The sequence below is a fragment of the Lonepinella sp. MS14434 genome (genome assembly GCF_042468235.1).
Lineage (GTDB): Bacteria > Pseudomonadota > Gammaproteobacteria > Enterobacterales > Pasteurellaceae > Lonepinella.
In genome coordinates, this window is sequence record NZ_CP170386.1 from 225,744 (window position 1) to 248,459 (window position 22,716).

Sequence of the window (22,716 nt, forward strand, 5' to 3'; positions counted from 1 at the left end):
GACATCTTCAAAAAAACGCTCTCTTTGCTAATATTTTTATTTTTGAGTTTATTGATGGCACAAGGTACCTTAGCAGATACTCAACCGATTGATGCATCAAAAGTGGATACTCAAGCAGAAATCAAATATGCCCCGAAAAAAGGGGAGCTTACGATACCAAATCCTGATCTTAAAATTGACTCTGTGAATGAAAAATTTGCAGAGAAATATCCACGTCAATATGGCAGTTGGAAATCTACAAATAAATCAACAGCGGTAGATTCGGCGATAGAACAGGATCCTCGAATGATTGTGTTGTGGGGCGGTTATGCTTTTGCTAAAGATTATAATAAACCACGTGGTCACTACTATGCTGTCACAGATGTGCGTAATATTTTACGTACAGGTGCGCCAACCGATGCGAATACAGGACCACAACCCATGGCGTGTTGGACCTGTAAAGGGCCTGATGTACCACGCTTAATTGCCGAATGGGGAGAAGAGGGCTATTTCACAGGCAAATGGGCGAAAGCCGGGGCGGAAGTGGTTAATTCTATTGGTTGTGCAGATTGCCACGATACTGGTTCAAAAGACTTTGCGGATGGAAAACCGGCATTACGCATTGCTCGTCCGCACGTTTTACGTGCTTTAGAAGCCATTGATAAGCCCTTTGAACAATTAGATCGTACCGATCAGCGTGCAGCAGTGTGTGCCAACTGTCACGTAGAATATTATTTTGATAAAAACAATGCCACTAACGTAGTCTTTCCTTGGTATAAAGGGGTGGATGTGGATAGTATGGAAAAATACTATGACGAAATCGGCTTTAAAGATTGGGAACATAGCTTATCTAAAGCCCCTATGTTAAAAACCCAGCATCCTGATTTTGAAACTTGGTCAATGGGTACGCACGGTAAAAATGGCGTGACCTGTATTGACTGCCATATGCCAAAAGTACAAGGGGAAGACGGCAAAGTCTATACCGATCACCAAATTGGTAATCCGTTTGATGCTTTTGAAAATACCTGTGCGAAATGCCACGATCAAAGTAAAGAAACCTTAAGACAAACCATTTCTAATCACAAAAAAGACATCAAAGAAGTGATGATTAAATTGGAAGATCAATTAGTTAAAGCTCACTTTGAGGCCAAAGCGGCTTGGGATGCGGGGGCCACACAAGAAGAAATGAAAGAGGCTCTACAAGCGATTCGTCATGCGCAATGGCGTTGGGATTATACAGCAGCGACACACGGTGGCCATATGCACGCTCCTGATGTGATGTTGAAAGTGATTGCCTCGGGGCTTGAGCGTGCTGCTGATGCTCGCCGTGAATTAGCCGTGGTGTTAGCTAAACATAACGTCAAACAACCGATTAATTATCCTGATGTCTCTACCGCTGAAAAAGCGTGGAAAGTCATGGGGATTGATATTGAAAAAGAACGTCAAGCCAAAGATGAGTTCATAAAAACCATCGTGCCAGAATGGAATAAAGAGGCCAAAGCTAAAGGCTTAATTCTGAATGATGAACCGCCAGTAAAATAATCCAAAATTCACCGCACTTTTAGCGTCAACATGACAAAGTGCGGTGTATTTCAAGCTAAATTTTAAGGTAATGAATATGAACTCAATCATCAAATTTGTGAAATTATCGGCGTTATTCACGGCGTTTTGTTGGGCAATGCCAATAGCTCAAGCGGATACGCCAACTAATTCGTTAGCCACTCAAACGGTGAGTGATGAACCACGCTTAGAAAATGATCGTAACCCTAATGAATATTGTGCCAAATGTCACAGTTTTGATACCTCCGCCGATCAAGCCAAAGGTGAATTTCATGCGGGAAAATTTCATGGTACCCATTTAGATCAGAAAAATCCAACGACAGGCAAGCCGATTACTTGCGTCACCTGCCATGGTAATATTAGTGAAAATCACCGTCGTGGCGTGAAAGATGTTATGCGTTTTCACGGATTGTGGGATAACGATCAAGTAATTAAATATACCCCAGCAGAACAAAATGGAGTGTGTTTTTCTTGTCATCAGCCCGAAAAATTACAAGAGAAATTTTGGGCTCATGATGTTCACTCCATTAAGTTAGCTTGTGCCAGTTGTCATACTTTACATCCGAAACAAGATGCGATGAAAGACATCCAACCGAAAGCCCGAGTAAAACTTTGTGTTGATTGCCATGGCAAACAGCAAAAGCAAAAAGAACAACAAAATAACGCTATTACTGATAAGGATAAAAAATGACCGCTTGCTCACGCCGAAACTTTGTTTCTGGAATGGGAGCGTTAATCCTTACTACAGGAACAACAGTTAGTTTAATGGCACAAGGTGGCACCAATTATGCCGACAAAACCATTCGCTATGCCATGGTGCATGATGAAACCGCTTGTATTGGTTGCACCGCTTGTATGGATGCTTGTCGTGAAGTGAACCAAGTGCCAGAAGGGGTTTCACGTTTGGAAATTATCCGTAGTGAACCGATGGGTGAATTTCCTGATGTGGAATATGAATTTTTCCGCCAATCTTGTCAACATTGTACTAATGCTCCTTGTGTATCGGTTTGCCCAACCGGTGCATCTTTTATTGACCCCAAAACAGGTATTGTGGATGTGCATAAGGATCTTTGTGTTGGTTGTCAATATTGTGTGGCAGTCTGTCCGTATCGGGTACGCTTTATTCACCCTATTCATAAAACTGCGGATAAATGCAATTTTTGTCGTGATACCAATTTAGCACAGGGTAAACAACCTGCTTGTGTGGAAAGTTGCCCGACCAATGCCTTAACCTTCGGTGATATGAACGATCCAACCAGTGCGGTGGTTCAAAAAGTGCGGGCTAATCCGGTTTATCGTACCAAGGTGCAGTTAGGTACAGAACCGAATTTATACCATATTCCATTTGGCAAAGGGGAACATCGATCATGACTGAACATTTTCAAACCCCAAATTTAGTCTGGGATAGCAGTATTGCCATTTATTTATTTTTGTTAGGCATTTCATCCGGTGCAGTACAATTAGCCATTGCTTTCCGCAACACGAGTGCAGTGAAATTAGAGAAACCGAGCCAAAACTGGGTTATTCGCAGTGGCGTTATTTTAGGCTTTGTGCCAGTATTAATTGGCTTAACCTTGCTGATTTTCCACTTGGCTCGTCCTTGGACATTTTGGAAACTCATGTTTCATTATCAATTCCATTCGGTGATGTCGATGGGGGTGATGTTATTCCAAGTTTATTTGTTGATATTAGCGATATGGTCAGCCATTATTTTTAAAGATGAATTATCCTTGTTGGTTGATCGTTTTGTGCCCGTGTTAAATTTCCTGATCAAATGGATTGAAGTAATGCAAAAATGGCTAAAACCTGTGGAAGTACTGCTATTTGTGTTAGCTGCTGTACTGGGTGCTTATACCGGTTTCTTGCTTTCTGCATTGATTAGTTATCCCATGTTAAACAATCCCGTCTTGCCGGCATTATTTTTGGCATCAGGTACATCATCGGGGATTGCGGCAACCTTTTTAATGATTTTACTGGCAGGGAAATTAGCCGGTGATAGTCACGAAATCCATTTTATCCATAAATTTGAAGTGCCAATTATGGTGACTGAATTAGGGTTATTGGTGTGTTTTTTCGCGGGACTTTATTTTGGTGGTGGAATTAAAGTCGTGGCATTAAAAAATGCACTCACAGGCTTTTGGGGCGTGGTATTTTGGTTAGGGGTATTCTTAATCGGGATTATTATTCCACTGATAGCCAATCTGTTTGTCAATGATAAGTGGAAATATAATCGAAACTTTATTATATTGGTGTCGATTTTTGATTTAATCGGCGTATTATGCTTGCGCTATTTTATTTTATACGCTGGACAATTAACCGTGGCTTAATATTTTATGGTCGAGGCGGACCGGTGTATCCGCCCATTGATTAACGACATTTTGGTTTTAACCTACAAACGATATGATTCCTGAACTCGGTTTTATCGCCTTATTGTTGGCTTTTTTCACATCTTTACTTTTAGCGATACTTCCACAAATCGGTATTGCCAAAAATCATGCTATTTTGATCTGCAGTTCGTGGAATTTAAGCTATTTGTTAGGCATTTTTACCAGTATTTCACTGGGATTATTAGCCTATTCTTTCGCCGTTGATGATTTTTCCCTAAGCTATGTCGTCGCCCATTCCAATACTCAATTGCCGATTTTTTATAAACTTGTGGCGGTGTGGGGCGGACATGAAGGGTCAATGCTGTTTTGGCTTTTTGCCTTAAGTTTATGGGGGATGTTATTTGCCTATTTTAGCCGTCATATTGACCCCATTATTGCCAGTCGAACTCTTGCTATTCTGGGGTTAATTTTCTTGGGGTTAGCGATTTTTGTGGTGTATTTCTCCAATCCCTTTATTCGCCAATTTCCCCTACCTCCTGAAGGACGAGATCTCAATCCGATGTTACAAGATATTGGTTTGATTTTTCATCCACCGTTACTTTATTTAGGTTATGTGGGTTTTGCCGTCAATTTTGCGTTAATGCTTGCTGCTTTAATCAGCGGATATTTAGATGCTGCGATGGCACGTTGGATTCGTCCGAGGGTATTGGTTTCGTGGCTTTTTTTAACACTCGGTATTATGCTTGGATCTTGGTGGGCATATTATGAACTGGGCTGGGGAGGCTGGTGGTTTTGGGATCCCGTGGAAAATGCGTCCTTAATGCCATGGTTATTAGGACTCGCTTTATTACATAGTTTATCCATTACCGAACAACGGGGCATTTTTAGTTATTGGACCATTTTATTTTCATTATTGACCTTTGCATTCAGTGTGTTGGGTACGTTTATCGTCCGTTCAGGCGTGCTGACTTCTGTGCATGCTTTTGCTATTGATGGCGAACGTGGCGCGGTACTATTAATTTTATTTTTCTTACTCACCATGAGTTCGCTCACGTTATTCGCTTTTAAAACCAAATTACAGCAAAGTGCGGTGTATTTTTCCTTTTTTTCTAAAGAAAGTTTATTGCTTTTACTCAATATCCTGTTAACCATTGCCACCGTTAGCGTGTTTATTGGCACATTTTACCCGATGCTATTTAGCGTACTTGGTTGGGGATCTATTTCCGTTGGCTCCCCTTATTTTAACAGTATTTTCTTGCCGTTAATTGTTTTGGCAATGATCAGCATGGTGCTGGTGTTAGCGACACATTGGCAGCGTTTTTCCCGCACTAAATTAGGTAAATATCTGCTGTTATTTTTGCCCTCTTTAATTATTGGCTACCTTCTTATTGAATATACGATCGCACAAGATGACAGCTTAAATTTTAATTTTACCGCCTTTATATTAATGAGTTTGGCAATTTGGCTATTGTTATCTACCTTATCTTTACTTGGAAAAAATATCAGCCAACAACGCTTAGGGATGATTTTCGCACATAGTGGTGTCGCCGTTGCGGTGATTGGGGCAGTGATGTCCAGTTATTTTGCGACGGAAATAGGGGTACGACTTGCCCCGAAGCAAAGCCAAATGCTCAATGGCTACGAATTTCATTATCTGGGTTTTCGCAACGAAATCGGAGCCAATTACACCAGTGAAAAAGCCCATTTTGAGATTTTAAAAAACGGTAAGAAAATCACCGCACTTTATCCCGAACGCCGTTATTATGATGTCCGTGCCATGAATATGTCAGAGGTGGGGATCGAGTGGGGTTTTTTAGGTGATATTTATATTGTAATGGGCGATAAACTCACGTTACAAAGTGGCATTGACGGTGAGTTTACCTTTCGCTTACACTATAAGCCGTTTATCCGTTGGCTTTGGTTTGGTGGTATATTAATGGCATTAGGGGCATTATTCGCCGCCATTGGATTACGAAAAAATGATTAAAAAAATACTCTTGTTTATACCGTTGTTGTTGATTTTGGGCATATGCATGTTGTTATTTCAAGGCTTACAACAAGATCCAAAAAAAATTGCATCCGCTTTAATTGATCGTCCGGTGCCAGAATTTTTTCAAGCAAGTCTAGATGATAATAATCGTATTTTAAACAACAAGGATTTACCAAAAGAACCTTATTTAATCAATGTGTGGGGCAGTTGGTGTTATTTTTGCCGTTTAGAACACAAACATCTTTTAGCCTTAGCCGAACAAAATATCAATATTGTCGGGCTAAATTACCGCGATAAGCCACAAAGTGCGGTGGAATATTTACAAAAATTTGGCAATCCTTTCGTATTAAATATTAATGATAGTCAGGGCAAATTAGCCATGCAATTAGGCGTGGATGGTGCCCCTGAAACCTACATTGTGGATAAACACGGCATTATCCGTTATCGTCATTCAGGAGCATTTGATGATGAGATTATGCAAAAAGTGATTTTGCCCGAATTAGAAAAATGGAAATAATAAGATGCGATATTTAATGCTATTTTTACTTTTTCTTATCAGTTTTGCTCGCGCCGAAATGGTAGATTCTTTCCAGTTTAAAAATCAGCAAGATCGCACCCGAGCGGTGGCATTGGCGAAATCGTTGCGTTGTCCACAATGCCAAAATCAAAATTTGGTGGAATCTAATTCATCGATTGCGTACGATTTACGCCTTGAAGTGTATAAAATGGTGGATGATGGCAAAACCGATCAGCAGATTATTGATGTAATGACCTCTCGTTTTGGCAATTTTGTGTTGTATAAACCGCCATTACAATGGACGACCGCCTTATTGTGGGGGGCGCCGATAGTATTACTGATTTTAGGCATGGGGTTAATGTTTCATTATGTGGGAAAACGTAGCCAAATTCAGACCAAAAACACCGAACTTTCTGACAAACAACAGCAAGCTTTACAACAATTATTAGAGAAAAAACAATGAATACAGACTTGTCATTTTTATGGATTGGTATTGCTATTTTTGCTTTAATTGGCTTACTGTTATTTGTCCCTTTTGGACGAAAAATAGATTGGCACAGAAATTACCGCCAACAAAAAAATATTGAATTATATCAACAACAAATGGCATCAAATCCCGACACAGCACTCGCCAATGAATTTAGCCAACGATTATTAGCAGATGAGCAAATTTTACAACAACAAGCTGATTCTCAAGTAAACAGTGCGGTGTATTTTTCGCCGATTTTCACTACTATTTTATGGTTGGTACTATTTACGTTGCCGTTAGCTTATTATTTTTCATTGGATCGCTTGAATGATGTGCAACAAGGCGAACAAGATTTCAAACAAAAGCAACATCAATTAAGTACCGCAACAGTGAATCGTAAAAATGATGATTATATTATTTCCATTCAACAAAAATTACGTCAAGATCCCAATGATAGCGACCGTTGGTTTGAACTCGGGCAAGCCTATCTGTTAAATAACGAATTTGAGAATGCGTTAATTGCTTATGGCAATGCGGAGCAATTAGTAGGTAGTAAAGCCAATATTTTAGGACAAGCCGCTACCGCCCTTTATTATCAAGCCGGGCAAAAAATCACGCCTAAAACCCAGCAGTTGATTGAAACAGCGTTACAACAAGATCCCAATGAAACATCCAGTCTTTCCCTATTGGCATCGGATGCTTTTTTAAAAACCGATTACGCGAATGCACTAAAATATTGGCAACGCCTGTTAGACAGCGGACGAAGCGAAGTCGATCGGCGAAAAACGATTGAGAGTATGCAAATGGCGGAACAGTTATTAAAGACAAAATAGGTTATTAAATAATCTGTTTACACTTTTTTCTTTGGAAAAATGTGATTTTTAGCATTTTTTCGTAGGAAAACGTGTAATATCTATTTTAACTAGACAAAATTTAAATAAATATTTAATGAATCATTATAGTAGAACTATTGTTATCGGTGCCGGTGCCGCTGGGCTGTTTTGTGCGGCTGAACTTGCGAAGAAGTGCGGTCAAAATGTGACAATTTTAGACAGTGGTAAAAAAACTGGGCGCAAGATTTTGATGTCGGGAGGTGGATTTTGTAATTTTACCAACCTTGATGTTCGACCAAGCCATTATCTTTCGCAAAATCCCCATTTTGTGAAATCTGCTTTGGCAAGATTCACTCAATGGGATTTTATTAGTTTAGTCAATGAATATGGCATTGCCTATCATGAAAAAGCTGACGGACAGCTTTTTTGTGATAATTCGGCACAAGATATTGTCGATTTACTCGAAGATCAATGTAAAAAGGGTAACGTCAATATCCAGTTACGCCAGCAAATAGATGGGGTAGAACGAGTTGAAAATGATTCAAAAGTTCGTTTCAAAGTGCGTGCTAACGGCACAGATTGGGCGTGCCAAAATTTAGTGATTGCTACAGGTGGGCTTTCCATGCCAGCCTTAGGGGCATCACCTTTTGGTTATAAAATTGCTGAACAATTTGCCATTCCTGTTATTCCGCCAAGAGCCAGCCTTGTACCTTTCACTTACCTAGAAAATGACAAAATTTTCACCGCACTTTCGGGCGTTTCCCTTGATGTGAATGTGAGTGTTGGCAATCAAGCGTTTCGGGGTGATATGCTATTTACCCATCGAGGGCTATCGGGACCTGCTATTTTGCAAATTTCTAATTATTGGCAACCGAATGAAAGCATCAGGATTGATTTATTACCAAACCAGTCTATTGTTGATTTTATTACGGAACTCAAAGCAACCTCGCCAAATATGCTATTAAAAACAGCGCTAAGCCAGCTATTGCCTAAGCGATTAGTGGATTTATGGATTGAATATCAACGCTTGTCTATCGGCAATAAAGCCCTCGCTCAAATAAGCAAAGCCGATTTGCAAATACTTGATTTACTGATTCATCAATGGCAATTTCACCCCAATGGCACAGAGGGTTATCGTACGGCAGAAGTAACGTTAGGTGGGGTGGACACACAATTTATTTCATCTAAAACCATGCAAGCAAATAATGTGCTAGGACTGTATTTTATCGGCGAAGTGTTGGACGTCACAGGCTGGCTTGGAGGTTATAATTTCCAATGGGCGTGGAGTTCGGCTTATGCTTGTGCTAATGCCATTGCAGAAAGTGAGATTTAGCGTTAAGCTATGATAGATTTTAATTTAACTACAGGACAGATTATGACAAACAAAACATTACCATTGCACGCCGATACGGTGGGATCTTATTTACGTTCAGATGCGTGGAAACAAGCTCACGCCGATTTTAAAGCAGGTAAAATTTCTCTTGAACAGCGTGATGAAATTGTTGAACAGGAAGTGAAAAAATTAGTGCAAGCTCAATTAGATGCAGGGATTCAAGTGGTTACGGACGGCGAATATCACCGTTCTTGGTGGCATATTGATTTCTTAGAAAATCTAAATGGCATTGAAGGCTATGTGCCAGAAAAAGCCTATGCGTTTAAAGGGGTAGCGGTGCGACCTTATAATACTCGCTGTTGTGGAAAAGTGTCTTGGAATGTCAATCACCCATTCTTAGCCCATTTCAAAAAATTTAATGCCATTGTGGGCGGTCGTGCTGTGGCAAAATTTACGATTCCGAGTCCGAACCAATTAATGTATCCCATTCAATGGGATCACGGCATTTATGCGACCCGTGAGGAATTTGCCAAAGACGTGCAACAAGCCTATAAAGATGCGATTAAAGCCTTTTATGATGCAGGTTGCCGTTATTTACAAATTGACGATGTGTATTGGGGATCGCTGTGTAACAATCATGATCAACCGACTTTTGCGGCGGATAAAGCCCAAGCAGTAGCCAATATTCAAGCTATTCTTGCCGATAAACCAGCGGATATGACGATTACTACGCACGTTTGCCGTGGCAACTATAAATCCTCTTATTTATTAACAGGGGCGTACGATCCGATAGCCGATGGTTTATTGGCTCAAACCAATTATGACGGTTATTTCTTAGAATATGATGATGAACGTTCAGGCGGTTTTGAACCGTTAAGACATTTTGCTAATAATAAAGGGCGTGTGGTGTTAGGTTTGATTAGCTCGAAATTCCCTGAATTAGAAGATAAAGCTCAAATCAAAGCTCGCATTGCGGAGGCCGCAAAATATGTACCGTTGGCGCAACTTTGCTTAAGCCCACAATGCGGTTTTGCGTCCACCGAAGAAGGTAACGTGATGACCGAAGCACAGCAATGGGCGAAAGTGCGTCATGTGGAAGAGATTGCGAGAGAAGTTTGGGGAGAAGATTAGTTTTTTTCCTTTTGCAAAATACCGAGTTTATCTCGGTATTTTTATTTTCCCCAAAATTAACGTAAAATAGACCGCACTTTTATCATTACAAGGATAACCCATGTCAACCCCATGTTTTGAACCACGTTTTGTTCATCTTCGTACCCATAGTGATTTCTCGATGATTGACGGTATTGCCAAAGTGAAGCCTTTGGTGAAAGCCTGTGTTGCTGAAAATATGGTGGCGATGGCATTGACGGATTTTGCTAATTTTTGTGGTTTGGTGAAATTTTATGGCGAGGCTTTAGGAGCGGGGATTAAGCCAATTATTGGGGCGGATGTGTTGGTGAAAAGTGAGCTTTGTGGCGATGAATGCTTTGAATTAACCTTGCTGGCTAAAAATAATGACGGTTATAAAAATATTACCCTTTTATTATCAAAGGCTTATCGGCGTGGTTATGATGATTTGCCTTATATTGATCAAGCATGGTTAACCGAACATAATGACGGTGTGATCGTGTTGTCGGGTGGTCGCAAGGGCGATATTGGACTGAAATTATTGAAAGATAATCAAGCCGATGTGGAAAGTGCGGTGAAATTTTATCAACAATTTTTCCCGAACCATTTTTATTTAAGTCTGGCTCGCACAGGGCATAATGAAGAAGAACGCTATATTCGTGCTGCGTTAGATTTAGCTCGGCAATATCAGTTGCCTGTGGTGGCAGTAAATGATGTGTGCTTTTTAAAAGCAGATGATTTTGAAGCACACGAAATTCGGGTGGCGATTCATGACGGTTATACGTTGGACGATCCGAAACGCCCTAAACTTTATACTCATCAACAATATTTCCGTTCTGAACAGGAAATGTGCGAGCTGTTTGCAGATATTCCATCTGCGATTGAAAATACCTTACTCATTGCACAACGATGTAATGTCACGATTCGATTAGGCGAATATTTTTTACCGCAGTTTCCCACCGGAGAATTGAGTACGGAAGATTTTTTGGTGAAAAAAGCCAAAGAGGGATTGGAAGAACGGCTGGCATTTTTGTTTCCTGATGAAAAAGTGCGGTTAGAAAAACGTCCAAAATATGATGAACGCTTACAGGTGGAACTGGACGTAATTAACCAAATGGGTTTCCCTGGCTATTTCTTAATCGTGATGGAATTTATTCAGTGGTCTAAAGATAACGGTATTCCAGTCGGACCAGGGCGAGGTTCAGGAGCAGGATCTTTAGTGGCGTATGCGTTAAAAATCACTGATCTTGATCCGCTCGCATTTGATTTGCTGTTTGAACGTTTTTTAAATCCTGAAAGGGTGTCGATGCCTGACTTTGACGTGGATTTCTGTATGGACGGGCGAGATCGGGTGATTGATCACGTGGCAGAAATGTACGGACGTGGGGCGGTGTCGCAGATTATTACCTTTGGTACGATGGCGGCAAAAGCGGTCATTCGTGATGTGGGGCGAGTGTTGGGACACCCTTACGGTTTCGTGGATCGTATTTCTAAATTAGTGCCACCCGATCCCGGTATGACCCTTGCGAAAGCCTTTGAAGCCGAACCGAAATTGCCCGAAATTTATGAGGCGGACGAGGAAGTCAAAGCCTTAATTGATATGGCTCGCAAGCTCGAGGGAGTAACCCGCAATGCAGGTAAGCACGCAGGTGGCGTAGTGATTTCACCGACCTTGATTACCGATTTTTCGCCGTTGTATTGCGACAGTGAGGGTTTGCACCCCGTCACCCATTTTGATAAAAATGATGTGGAATATGCAGGGTTGGTGAAATTCGACTTTTTAGGCTTACGCACACTGACCATTATTAAATGGGCATTGGATATGATTAATGCTCGTATGGCAAAAGAGAATAAACCGCCAGTCCGCATTGAAAGTATTCCACTTGATGATCCTGATGCGTTTAAAATTTTGTTGGCGGCGGAAACCACGGCGGTGTTCCAGTTGGAATCGCGTGGGATGAAAGATTTGATTAAACGCCTGCAACCAGACTGTTTTGAAGATATTATTGCGTTGGTGGCATTGTTCCGTCCCGGTCCGTTGGAATCAGGCATGGTGCAAAACTTTATTGACCGTAAACACGGGCGAGAAGAAGTGTCTTACCCTGATTCGCAATATCAACACGATTGCCTTAAACCTATTTTAGAACCCACTTACGGCGTTATCGTCTATCAAGAACAGGTCATGCAAATCGCACAAGCCTTGGCAGGTTATACGCTGGGTGGTGCGGACTTATTACGCCGAGCCATGGGTAAGAAAAAGCCCGAAGAAATGGCAAAACAGCGTTCGGTGTTTGAAGCAGGGGCGATTAAAAACGGTGTAGATGGCGAATTAGCCATGAAAATTTTCGACTTGGTGGAAAAATTTGCTGGCTATGGTTTTAATAAATCGCACTCGGCAGCCTATGCGTTGGTGTCTTATCAAACCTTATGGCTAAAAGCTCATTTTCCAGCTGAGTTTATGGCGGCAGTGATGACCTCAGAAATGGATAACACCGATAAAATTGTAGGGTTGTATGATGAATGTTTGCGTATGGGGTTAAAAGTTACACCGCCAGATATTAACACAGGTAAGCATCATTTTAGTGTCAATGAACAGGGTGAAATTGTTTATGGTATTGGGGCGATTAAAGGGGTTGGAGAAGCACCGATTGATGCCTTAGTTTCGGCTCGAGAAAAAGGCGGTATTTTCAAAGATCTATTTGATTTATGTGCCAGAGTGGATCTAAAACAAGTTAATCGCCGTACCTTTGAAAGCCTGATTAAATCAGGGGCATTTGATAAATTAGGACCTCACCGTGCGGCACTTGCCAAAAATTTAGAAGATGCACTGCAATCATCAAATCAGTTTGCCAAAGATGAAGAAATCGGGCAAGCGGATATGTTTGGTGTATTAACCGAAAGCCATGAAGACGTAGAACGTAAATATGCTAACACCCCACCTTGGACAGAAAAACAGATTTTAGATGGTGAGCGAGAAACCTTAGGACTGTATTTAACCAGCCACCCGATTAGTCGTTATTTAAAAGAACTTGGGCATTATTGTCGTCATCGTTTAAAAGATCTCGTACCAAATCAACGTGGGGCAGTGAGTACAGCTTGTGGTTTAATTATATCTTCTCGTTTTGCGGTAACGAAAAAAGGAAATCGACTCGGTATTGCCACCCTTGATGATCGTTCAGGTAAATTGGATATTACCTTATTTTCTGATACGTTAGAAAAATACGGTGAGCATTTACAACCAGATAATATTGTCATTGTATCAGGGCAAGTGAGTGAAGATGAATATACCCAAGGGCTACGAATGTCGGTGCGTGAATTAATGAGCCTTGATGAAGCTCGCAGCCGTTATGTAAAAAGTCTTGCCATTATTTTAAAACCTGAACAAATTACACCGCAGTTTGTTAAGCAATTTAAAACAGTGATCGAACCTTATAGTGGTGGCACGATCCCGATTCATATTTATTATGATAGTCCGCAGGGGAGAGCGTTGCTTAAATTAGGTGTGCAATGGCGTATTCAACCTAATGATGATTTATTAACCGCATTAGTGGAAATGTTGGGGCAAAGTTCGGTGGAATTAGAGTTTGGATAATCAGCATAGTAGAAAATAGTGGCATATTGGGCGAAATAAATGCCATGATTTGTTGTTTAATATTTGGTTTGTATTTATGCATAAAAATCTGCACCTGAATTAGTTGGTTATTTGTCCAACTTTTGGGGTGCAGATCGTTTTCACCGAATTTTCACTATTTATGTCGGCAGATTAAGATTACCAACCTTTCACTACACCATCTTTAAAGTGTTTAACTGCTTCTTGGTAAACTTCTTCGGTCTGGTAGGCTTTTACAAAGTTTTGTACTGCTGTGCTGTCTTTGTTATCTTGGCGAGCTACAATGATATTTACATATGGGCTGTCTTTGTCTTCTACAAAAACACCGTTATCAGTTGTAGTTAACCCTACTTGGCTAGCGTAAGTATTGTTTACAACTGCTAAATCTACGTCATCTAAGGCACGAGCCGCAACAGCCGTATCAACAGGGCTAATTTGTAGATTTTTTGGATTTTCTACGATATCAAGCGGTGTTGCATTTAAGTTGTTGACATCTTTTAATTTAATTAAGCCTTGTTTTTCTAATAAAATTAAGGCACGACCTTGGTTAGATGGGTCATTAGGTACAGCGACTTTGGCTCCCTCTTTTAATTCTGAGACATCTTTAATGGTTTTGGAGTAACCCGCTAATGGATAAACGAATGTATTACCAACAATAACAAGGTTAGTAATATTGTTCGCTTTAGTGTCACTATCTAAATACGGTTTATGTTGCATGGCGTTGATATCTAAATCACCTTTACTTACCGCTGGATTTGGTAAAGCATAATCGTTGAATTCAATGAATTTAACGTCTAGGTTATATTTTTCTTTGGCAATTTTAGCCGCAATTTCAGCAACTTGATGCTCAGGCCCTGCCATTACACCCACAGTAATGGTTTGTGTTGTTGGTTGTGGAGTAACTACTTCTGCTTTTTTATCATCGTTACATGCTGTTAAAGCAAATACTGATGTGAGTGCAGTGATAGTGAGTAATTTCTTAAAATTCATAGAATGTTCCTTATAAGTAAAGTTAAATTAACGATGATCGAAATGATCAGCGAGCTTGTTGCCGTATCTTTCGCAGATCATTACGATCAATACGATGATAATAGTTGCTACCCAAAGCACATAAGGCATGTTACGGTGTAAACCATAAGAAATAGCAGTATTACCTAAACCACCACCACCGACAGCTCCAGCCATCGCGGAGTAACCGATAAGTGTCACTAAGGTAAGTGTTGTCGCTTTAATCAGCATTGGCAAGGCTTCGGGCAGATAAAATTTGGTGACTAATTGCCATACGGACGTTCCCATGGCTTTTGCTGTTTCGGTTAAGCCACTTGGGATATCACCGAGTGCATTGGCGGTCAAACGAGCAAAAAATGGCATGGCAGCAACACCTAATGGAATAATTGAGGCAGTCGTGCCTAAAGTGGTTCCCACTAAGAAACGAGTGACAGGCATTAAGTCGAACAATAAAATAATGAAAGGAATAGAACGTCCGATATTAATCAATGCTTCTAACACTCGGTTAATTTTAGGACTTGCTAAGGCTTGATTTTGTTGGGTTAAAAATGTCCAAATCCCTAATGGTAAGCCGAAAGCAATAGCAAAAATTGTTGCAGCAAAGCTCATATAAACCGTTTCGTAGGTACTTAAGCCGATGAGTTGCCATACTTGGGGTGTGATTTGCCCCATAAAGCCGTTGATAAAATTATCCCACATAACCGAGTACCTCCACGCGAACATTGCTTTCCATTAAATAAATTTTTGCTTGAGTGATGGCATCTTCATTACCTTCTACTTCAGCAATGGTGAAACCAAATTTTGTGCCTCCTGCGTAATCAATTTGTGACAATAAAATATTAAAAGACACATTAAATCGTCGTGATGTTTGTGAAATTAATGGTGCATCAACGGAACGCCCTGTAAATTCAAAACGAATAATCGGTGATGAATTTGGGGATCTCGGAGCGTCCGTGAGCAAGGCTAAATATTCTTCTGGTAAGTGGTTTTGGAATGTGGCTTGAATAAATTCTTGTGCAAGCTCGGTTTTGGGATTAGAAAAGATCTCGCTGACAGTGCCTTGTTCAATTAATGAACCACGGTCAATTACGGCGACTTGGTCACAGATGCGTTTCACCACATCCATTTCATGTGTAATTAATAGAATTGTGATACCTAAAGTGCGGTTAATATCTTTCAATAATTTTAAAATAGATTGCGTGGTGGCTGGATCTAATGCACTGGTAGCTTCGTCACAGAGAAGTACATGTGGATCGCTGGCTAAGGCTCTGGCAATGGCAACACGTTGTTTTTGACCACCTGATAAGTTAGCGGGATAGACATCTTTTTTATCAGTTAATCCAACCAAATTTAAAAGTGCGGTGACTTTTTGTTGAATTTTTTGTTTGTTGGCTTTTTCTAATTCTAATGGTAAAGCTACATTGTCAAACACTGTTCTGGAACTGAGTAGATTAAAATGTTGGAAGATCATGCCGATATTACGGCGTTCTGCGATAAGTTGATGATCGTTAAGTGCCATCAGATCTTTACCGTCAACAATGACTGAACCAGATGTTGGACGTTCTAATAAGTTAACACAACGAATTAAAGTACTTTTGCCTGCTCCAGACGCACCGATTACGCCACAAATACTACCTGCCGGTACATTTAATGAAACGTTATCTAATGCGGTTAATTTTTTTCCTGCAATATCAAAAATTTTAGTGATATTTTTTAGCTTAATCATATAAGCCCTTTAAGTTATGATTAAAAAAGAGATAATTTTATCTATTTTAGACGTCTATATGTCTATGTCAATCATTATTCGTTAGCTTTTTAGAATATATTGTTATCAATTATAATATTTGTGGGATAATAACAGAATAAATGTGGTTTTAAAGGAAAGAAAATGAAGAAAGCGATTTTTTTAGATCGAGACGGCACACTAAATGTTGATCATGGTTATGTATATCAAATTGATGATTTTCAATTTATTGATGGTAGTATTGAAGCTTTGAAAGAACTGAAATCCATGGGCTATTTGTTGGTGGTGGTGACTAATCAATCGGGGATTGCACGTGGCTATTTTACGGAAGAGCAATTTTTGCAATTGACGGAATGGTTTGATTGGTCGTTGGCGGATCGTGGAGTGGATTTGGACGGGATTTATTATTGTCCGCATCACCCTGATGGAAAAGGGGAATTTCGCCAAGATTGTGATTGTCGTAAACCAAAAGGGGGAATGTTGTTGCAAGCAATTAAAGAATTAAACATTGACCCGAGTAAATCTTTTATAGTCGGGGATAAAATTGAAGATTTACAGGCAGGTATGGAAGCGAATGTAGCAAATAAAGTTTTGGTAAAAACAGGTAAACCGGTAACGGAACAAGGAAAGAATCTAGCCGATTATGTGATAGAAAGTGTAGTAGATTTACCAAAATTGATTAAACAGATGAAAAATTAAACATTCGAATAAATTTCTCAATATTTTTATAAAAAGTGCTTGCAAAGGATTTCCAGATCTCTATAATACGCTGCACACAACGACACGCTGTTGTGAAAATTGAAAATCAAACAGTGTGTCGTTTTATTTTCGCCAAAAGATAGCGAAATTTGTTCTTTAACAATTTATCAGACAATCTGTGTGGGCACTTGTTGATTGACTAGTTTTAAAAAATTAAATAAAACTTGAAGTCTTAATAGGTGCTTAACTTAGAAATTCATTAACTTTTTGTTCTTTTGGGAATGAAAAGAAAGATTTAAAAGCAAGCAGTTTATTGAGCGATCGAACTTAAATTGAAGAGTTTGATCATGGCTCAGATTGAACGCTGGCGGCAGGCTTAACACATGCAAGTCGAACGGTAGCGGAAAGTACTTGTACTTTTCGTGAGAGTGGCGGACGGGTGAGTAATGCTTGGGGATCTGGCTTATGGAGGGGGATAACGACGGGAAACTGTCGCTAATACCGCGTAATATCTTCGGATTAAAGTATGGGATCGCAAGACCATATGCCATAAGATGAGCCCAAGTGGGATTAGGTAGTTGGTAGGGTAAAGGCCTACCAAGCCGACGATCTCTAGCTGGTCTGAGAGGATGACCAGCCACACTGGAACTGAGACACGGTCCAGACTCCTACGGGAGGCAGCAGTGGGGAATATTGCGCAATGGGGGGAACCCTGACGCAGCCATGCCGCGTGAATGAAGAAGGCCTTCGGGTTGTAAAGTTCTTTCGGTGGTGAGGAAGGCTAATAAGTGAATAGCTTATTAGATTGACGTTAACTACAGAAGAAGCACCGGCTAACTCCGTGCCAGCAGCCGCGGTAATACGGAGGGTGCGAGCGTTAATCGGAATAACTGGGCGTAAAGGGCACGCAGGCGGTTACTTAAGTGAGATGTGAAATCCCAGAGCTTAACTTTGGAATTGCATTTCAGACTGGGTAGCTAGAGTACTTTAGGGAGGGGTAGAATTCCACGTGTAGCGGTGAAATGCGTAGAGATGTGGAGGAATACCGAAGGCGAAGGCAGCCCCTTGGGAAGATACTGACGCTCATGTGCGAAAGCGTGGGGAGCAAACAGGATTAGATACCCTGGTAGTCCACGCTGTAAACGATGTCGATTTGGGGATTGGGCTTTAGGCTTGGTGCCCGTAGCAAACGTGATAAATCGACCGCCTGGGGAGTACGGCCGCAAGGTTAAAACTCAAATGAATTGACGGGGGCCCGCACAAGCGGTGGAGCATGTGGTTTAATTCGATGCAACGCGAAGAACCTTACCTACTCTTGACATCCATAGAATCTAGTAGAGATACTGGAGTGCCTTCGGGAACTATGAGACAGGTGCTGCATGGCTGTCGTCAGCTCGTGTTGTGAAATGTTGGGTTAAGTCCCGCAACGAGCGCAACCCTTATCCTTTGTTGCCAGCATGTAAAGATGGGAACTCAAAGGAGACTGCCAGTGATAAACTGGAGGAAGGTGGGGATGACGTCAAGTCATCATGGCCCTTACGAGTAGGGCTACACACGTGCTACAATGGTGCATACAGAGGGCGGCAAACCTGCGAAGGGGAGCGAATCTCAGAAAGTGCATCGTAGTCCGGATTGGAGTCTGCAACTCGACTCCATGAAGTCGGAATCGCTAGTAATCGCAAATCAGAATGTTGCGGTGAATACGTTCCCGGGCCTTGTACACACCGCCCGTCACACCATGGGAGTGGGTTGTACCAGAAGTAGATAGCTTAACCGCAAGGGGGGCGTTTACCACGGTATGATTCATGACTGGGGTGAAGTCGTAACAAGGTAACCGTAGGGGAACCTGCGGTTGGATCACCTCCTTACCCAAAACGAGCGACAATAAGTGTCCACACAGATAGTCTGATAAAAAGTAGAAAAGAAAGAAAAAAGACCGCACTTTTGACTGCTTACTAGGTCGAGCAACATGAAAAAGGAAGTGCGAAAGAAAAGACAATAGATACTCTTTACCTGTTGTCCCCATCGTCTAGAGGCCTAGGACATCGCCCTTTCACGGCGGTAACCGGGGTTCGAATCCCCGTGGGGACGCCAATTAAAGATGATTTATTTATCTTACTGTTCTTTAAAAAATTGGAAACAAGCTGAAAACTGAGAGATTTTCGGGTTAATTGACGAAAGTGAATTAACACAAGAAAGTCTGAGTAGAAGAAAAAATCTTGACTGAACAAAAGCAGTCAAGTGTTTAGTTGAAACGCAATATCAATTGTTCTAAAAAAACATTTGAGGTTGTATAGTTAAGAGACTAAGCGTACACGGTGGATGCCTAGGCAATCAGAGGCGAAGAAGGACGTGCTAATCTGCGAAAAGCTTGGATGAGTTGATAAGAGGCGTTTAATCCAAGATATCCGAATGGGGAAACCCGCTAGATGAAGAATCTAGCATCGTTATTTGAATACATAGAATAACGAAGCAAACCGGGAGAACTGAAACATCTAAGTACCCCGAGGAAAAGAAATCAACCGAGATTCTGTGAGTAGCGGCGAGCGAAAGCGGAGGAGCCGTTAGTAATAGCGATAAAACTAAGAGAATGAACTGGGAAGTTCAACGACACAGGGTGATAGTCCCGTATCTGAAAGTTATATTGTGGTACTAAGCTAACAAGAAGTAGGGCGGAACACGAGAAATTCTGTCTGAAGATAGGGGGACCATCCTCTAAGGCTAAATACTCCTGATTGACCGATAGTGAACCAGTACTGTGAAGGAAAGGCGAAAAGAACCCCAGCGAGGGGAGTGAAATAGAACCTGAAACCGTGTACGTACAAGCAGTGGGAGCCCGCAAGGGTGACTGCGTACCTTTTGTATAATGGGTCAGCGACTTATATTTTGTAGCGAGGTTAACTGAATAAGGGAGCCGAAGGGAAACCGAGTCTTAACTGGGCGGTGAGTTGCAAGGTATAGACCCGAAACCCGGTGATCTAGCCATGGGCAGGTTGAAGGTTGGGTAACACTAACTGGAGGACCGAACCGACTAATGTTGAAAAATTAGCGGATGACTTGTGGCTGGGGGTGAAAGGCCAATCAAACCGGGAGATAGCTGGTTCTCCCCGAAATCTATTTAGGTAGAGCCTTATGTGAATACCTTCGGGGGTAGAGCACTGTTTCGGCTAGGGGTCCATCCCGGATTACCAACCCGATGCAAACTGCGAATACCGAAGAGTAGTGCATAGGAGACACACGGTGGGTGCTAACGTCCATCGTGAAGAGGGAAACAACCCAGACCGCCAGCTAAGGTCCCAAAGTACTAGTTAAGTGGGAAACGAAGTGGGAAGGCTTAGACAGCTAGGATGTTGGCTTAGAAGCAGCCATCATTTAAAGAAAGCGTAATAGCTCACTAGTCGAGTCGGCCTGCGCGGAAGATGTAACGGGGCTAAAACTAGTCACCGAAGCTGCGGCATCAAGAGTAATCTTGTTGGGTAGGGGAGCGTTGTGTAAGCGGAAGAAGGTGAATTGAGAAGTTTGCTGGACGTATCACAAGTGCGAATGCTGACATAAGTAACGATAAAACGAGTGAAAAACTCGTTCGCCGGAAGACCAAGGGTTCCTGTCCAACGTTAATCGGGGCAGGGTGAGTCGGCCCCTAAGGCGAGGCTGAAAAGCGTAGTCGATGGGAAACGGGTTAATATTCCCGTACTTGGATAAATTGCGATGTGGGGACGGAGAAGGTTAGGCAAGCAGCCTATTGGATGGCTGTTTAAGCGTGTAGGTGGGGAAACTAGGCAAATCCGGTTTCCCATTCAACACTAAGGCGTGATGACGAGCTCCTAAGGGAGCGAAGTTGTTGATACCACACTTCCAGGAAAAGCCACTAAGCTTCAGGTTTATCTAAACCGTACTGAAAACCGACACAGGTGGTCAGGTAGAGAATACTCAGGCGCTTGAGAGAACTCGGGTGAAGGAACTAGGCAAAATAGCACCGTAACTTCGGGAGAAGGTGCGCCGGCGTAGATTGTAGTCTTTTACAGATGAAGGTTGAACCGGTCGAAGATACCAGCTGGCTGCAACTGTTTATTAAAAACACAGCACTCTGCAAACACGAAAGTGGACGTATAGGGTGTGATGCCTGCCCGGTGCTGGAAGGTTAATTGATGGTGTAATCGCAAGAGAAGCACCTGATCGAAGCCCCAGTAAACGGCGGCCGTAACTATAACGGTCCTAAGGTAGCGAAATTCCTTGTCGGGTAAGTTCCGACCTGCACGAATGGCATAATGATGGCCAGGCTGTCTCCACCCGAGACTCAGTGAAATTGAAATCGCCGTGAAGATGCGGTGTACCCGCGGCTAGACGGAAAGACCCCGTGAACCTTTACTATAGCTTGACACTGAACCTTGAATTTTGATGTGTAGGATAGGTGGGAGTCAGAGAAACTTAAACGCCAGTTTGAGTGGAGACGACCTTGAAATACCACCCTTTAACGTTTGATGTTCTAACGAAGTATGTGAAACGCGTATTCGGACAGTGTCTGGTGGGTAGTTTGACTGGGGCGGTCTCCTCCCAAAGAGTAACGGAGGAGCACGAAGGTTTGCTAATGACGGTCGGACATCGTCAGGTTAGTGCAATGGTAAAAGCAAGCTTAACTGCGAGACGGACAAGTCGAGCAGGTACGAAAGTAGGTCATAGTGATCCGGTGGTTCTGAATGGAAGGGCCATCGCTCAACGGATAAAAGGTACTCCGGGGATAACAGGCTGATACCGCCCAAGAGTTCATATCGACGGCGGTGTTTGGCACCTCGATGTCGGCTCATCACATCCTGGGGCTGAAGTAGGTCCCAAGGGTATGGCTGTTCGCCATTTAAAGTGGTACGCGAGCTGGGTTTAGAACGTCGTGAGACAGTTCGGTCCCTATCTGCCGTGGGCGTAGGAGAATTGGTTGGGGCTGCTCCTAGTACGAGAGGACCGGAGTGGACGCATCCCTGGTGTTCCAGTTGTGTCGCCAGACGCATTGCTGGGTAGCTACATGCGGAAGAGATAAGTGCTGAAAGCATCTAAGCACGAAACTTGCCAAGAGATGAGTTCTCCCACCCTATAAGGGTGTAAGGGTTGTTGAAGACTACGACGTAGATAGGTAACATGTGTAAGCGGTGTGAGCCGTTGAGCTAAGTTATACTAATTGCCCGAGAGACTTAACTATACAACGCTCAAGTGTTTTTGGGTGGATTAAGCTAAGAACTAAATAAAGCAGTACAGACAAAAGAAAATCGAACAGACAGCTTGTTTCAAATTTTAGAAGAAGACTAAAAAATAAGTAGGGTCGTGATTTAAAACGCCCAATCATCGAAGGAATAATCCTGATGGTCATAATGCAGTAGCGCCACCTGAACCCATGCCGAACTCAGAAGTGAAATGCTGTGATGCCGATGGTAGTGTTGGGAATCCCAATGTGAGAGTAGGTCGCCATCAGGTTCCAAATTAGAAACCCCAGTTATGTGAGTAGCTGGGGTTTTGTTCTTTTTATATTT

The 22,716-nt window shown here is 41.9% G+C and carries 15 protein-coding genes, 1 tRNA gene and 3 rRNA genes; 16 read left to right on the forward strand and 3 right to left on the reverse strand.

What is annotated here, in order from left to right; translation table 11 throughout:
• The first annotated feature begins 54 nt into the window (after positions 1–54).
• From nrfA to dnaE, 11 genes are all read left to right on the forward strand, one after another.
• Positions 55–1,521, forward strand: coding sequence for an ammonia-forming nitrite reductase cytochrome c552 subunit (gene nrfA / locus O1Q79_RS01150; RefSeq protein ID WP_386692562.1), 1,467 nt, complete (start codon positions 55–57; stop codon positions 1,519–1,521).
• 70 nt (positions 1,522–1,591) lie between these two features.
• Positions 1,592–2,230 (forward strand): cytochrome c nitrite reductase pentaheme subunit, encoded by a 639-nt coding sequence (gene nrfB, locus O1Q79_RS01155; protein WP_386692563.1) that lies wholly within the window; start codon positions 1,592–1,594, stop codon positions 2,228–2,230.
• Complete coding sequence (gene nrfC, locus O1Q79_RS01160; RefSeq protein WP_386692565.1) at positions 2,227–2,910, forward strand: cytochrome c nitrite reductase Fe-S protein; 684 nt, start codon at positions 2,227–2,229, stop codon at positions 2,908–2,910. Before nrfB ends, nrfC begins: the two co-directional genes overlap by 4 nt.
• Positions 2,907–3,866, forward strand: coding sequence for a cytochrome c nitrite reductase subunit NrfD (gene nrfD / locus O1Q79_RS01165; protein WP_386692566.1), 960 nt, complete (start codon positions 2,907–2,909; stop codon positions 3,864–3,866). The genes nrfC and nrfD overlap by 4 nt, the downstream gene beginning before the upstream one ends.
• A 73-nt stretch (positions 3,867–3,939) precedes the next feature.
• Positions 3,940–5,853, forward strand: coding sequence for a heme lyase NrfEFG subunit NrfE (gene nrfE / locus O1Q79_RS01170; RefSeq protein WP_386692567.1), 1,914 nt, complete (start codon positions 3,940–3,942; stop codon positions 5,851–5,853).
• Positions 5,846–6,373, forward strand: coding sequence for a DsbE family thiol:disulfide interchange protein (locus O1Q79_RS01175; protein WP_386692568.1), 528 nt, complete (start codon positions 5,846–5,848; stop codon positions 6,371–6,373). The genes nrfE and O1Q79_RS01175 overlap by 8 nt, the downstream gene beginning before the upstream one ends.
• 4 nt (positions 6,374–6,377) lie before the next feature.
• Positions 6,378–6,836, forward strand: coding sequence for a heme lyase NrfEFG subunit NrfF (gene nrfF, locus O1Q79_RS01180; RefSeq protein WP_386692570.1), 459 nt, complete (start codon positions 6,378–6,380; stop codon positions 6,834–6,836).
• On the forward strand, positions 6,833–7,675 hold the full coding sequence (locus tag O1Q79_RS01185) for a hypothetical protein (RefSeq protein WP_386692571.1): 843 nt from the start codon (positions 6,833–6,835) through the stop codon (positions 7,673–7,675). The genes nrfF and O1Q79_RS01185 overlap by 4 nt, the downstream gene beginning before the upstream one ends.
• A 115-nt stretch (positions 7,676–7,790) precedes the next feature.
• Complete coding sequence (locus tag O1Q79_RS01190) at positions 7,791–9,008, forward strand: NAD(P)/FAD-dependent oxidoreductase (protein WP_386692572.1); 1,218 nt, start codon at positions 7,791–7,793, stop codon at positions 9,006–9,008.
• A 42-nt stretch (positions 9,009–9,050) separates the two neighbouring features.
• Positions 9,051–10,139 (forward strand): 5-methyltetrahydropteroyltriglutamate--homocysteine S-methyltransferase, encoded by a 1,089-nt coding sequence (locus tag O1Q79_RS01195; RefSeq protein ID WP_386692573.1) that lies wholly within the window; start codon positions 9,051–9,053, stop codon positions 10,137–10,139.
• Between the two features lie 100 nt (positions 10,140–10,239).
• Entirely contained in the window at positions 10,240–13,728 is a 3,489-nt protein-coding gene (gene dnaE, locus O1Q79_RS01200) for a DNA polymerase III subunit alpha (RefSeq protein WP_386692574.1), read from the forward strand.
• Between the two features lie 177 nt (positions 13,729–13,905).
• Here dnaE and O1Q79_RS01205 read toward each other — a convergent pair whose 3' ends face one another.
• From O1Q79_RS01205 to metN, 3 genes are read right to left on the reverse strand one after another with little or no spacing between them, the layout of a single operon-like run.
• Positions 13,906–14,736 (reverse strand): MetQ/NlpA family lipoprotein, encoded by an 831-nt coding sequence (locus tag O1Q79_RS01205; RefSeq protein ID WP_386692575.1) that lies wholly within the window; start codon positions 14,734–14,736, stop codon positions 13,906–13,908.
• Between the two features lie 27 nt (positions 14,737–14,763).
• Positions 14,764–15,453, reverse strand: a complete 690-nt coding sequence (locus tag O1Q79_RS01210; RefSeq protein WP_386692576.1) for a methionine ABC transporter permease — start codon at positions 15,451–15,453, stop codon at positions 14,764–14,766.
• Positions 15,443–16,480, reverse strand: a complete 1,038-nt coding sequence (gene metN, locus O1Q79_RS01215; RefSeq protein WP_386692577.1) for a methionine ABC transporter ATP-binding protein MetN — start codon at positions 16,478–16,480, stop codon at positions 15,443–15,445. The genes O1Q79_RS01210 and metN overlap by 11 nt, the downstream gene beginning before the upstream one ends.
• Positions 16,481–16,642: 162 nt before the next feature.
• Between metN and gmhB the strand changes: the two genes are divergently transcribed.
• The 5 genes from gmhB to rrf all read left to right on the forward strand — a co-directional run bounded on the left by gmhB (position 16,643) and on the right by rrf (position 22,660).
• The gene (gene gmhB, locus O1Q79_RS01220; protein ID WP_386692578.1) at positions 16,643–17,197 is read left to right on the forward strand and encodes a D-glycero-beta-D-manno-heptose 1,7-bisphosphate 7-phosphatase; all 555 of its coding nucleotides are present in this window, start codon (positions 16,643–16,645) and stop codon (positions 17,195–17,197) included.
• Positions 17,198–17,526: 329 nt separating this feature from the next.
• Positions 17,527–19,065: ribosomal RNA gene (locus tag O1Q79_RS01225) — 16S ribosomal RNA — on the forward strand.
• A gap of 150 nt (positions 19,066–19,215) precedes the next feature.
• A tRNA-Glu gene (locus tag O1Q79_RS01230) sits at positions 19,216–19,291 on the forward strand.
• A 201-nt stretch (positions 19,292–19,492) separates the two neighbouring features.
• A 23S ribosomal RNA gene (locus O1Q79_RS01235) occupies positions 19,493–22,388 on the forward strand.
• 156 nt (positions 22,389–22,544) lie between these two features.
• Positions 22,545–22,660, forward strand: a 5S ribosomal RNA gene (gene rrf / locus O1Q79_RS01240).
• Together the 16S, 23S and 5S rRNA genes with 1 tRNA gene alongside form the textbook arrangement of a ribosomal RNA operon.
• Positions 22,661–22,716: the final 56 nt, after the last annotated feature.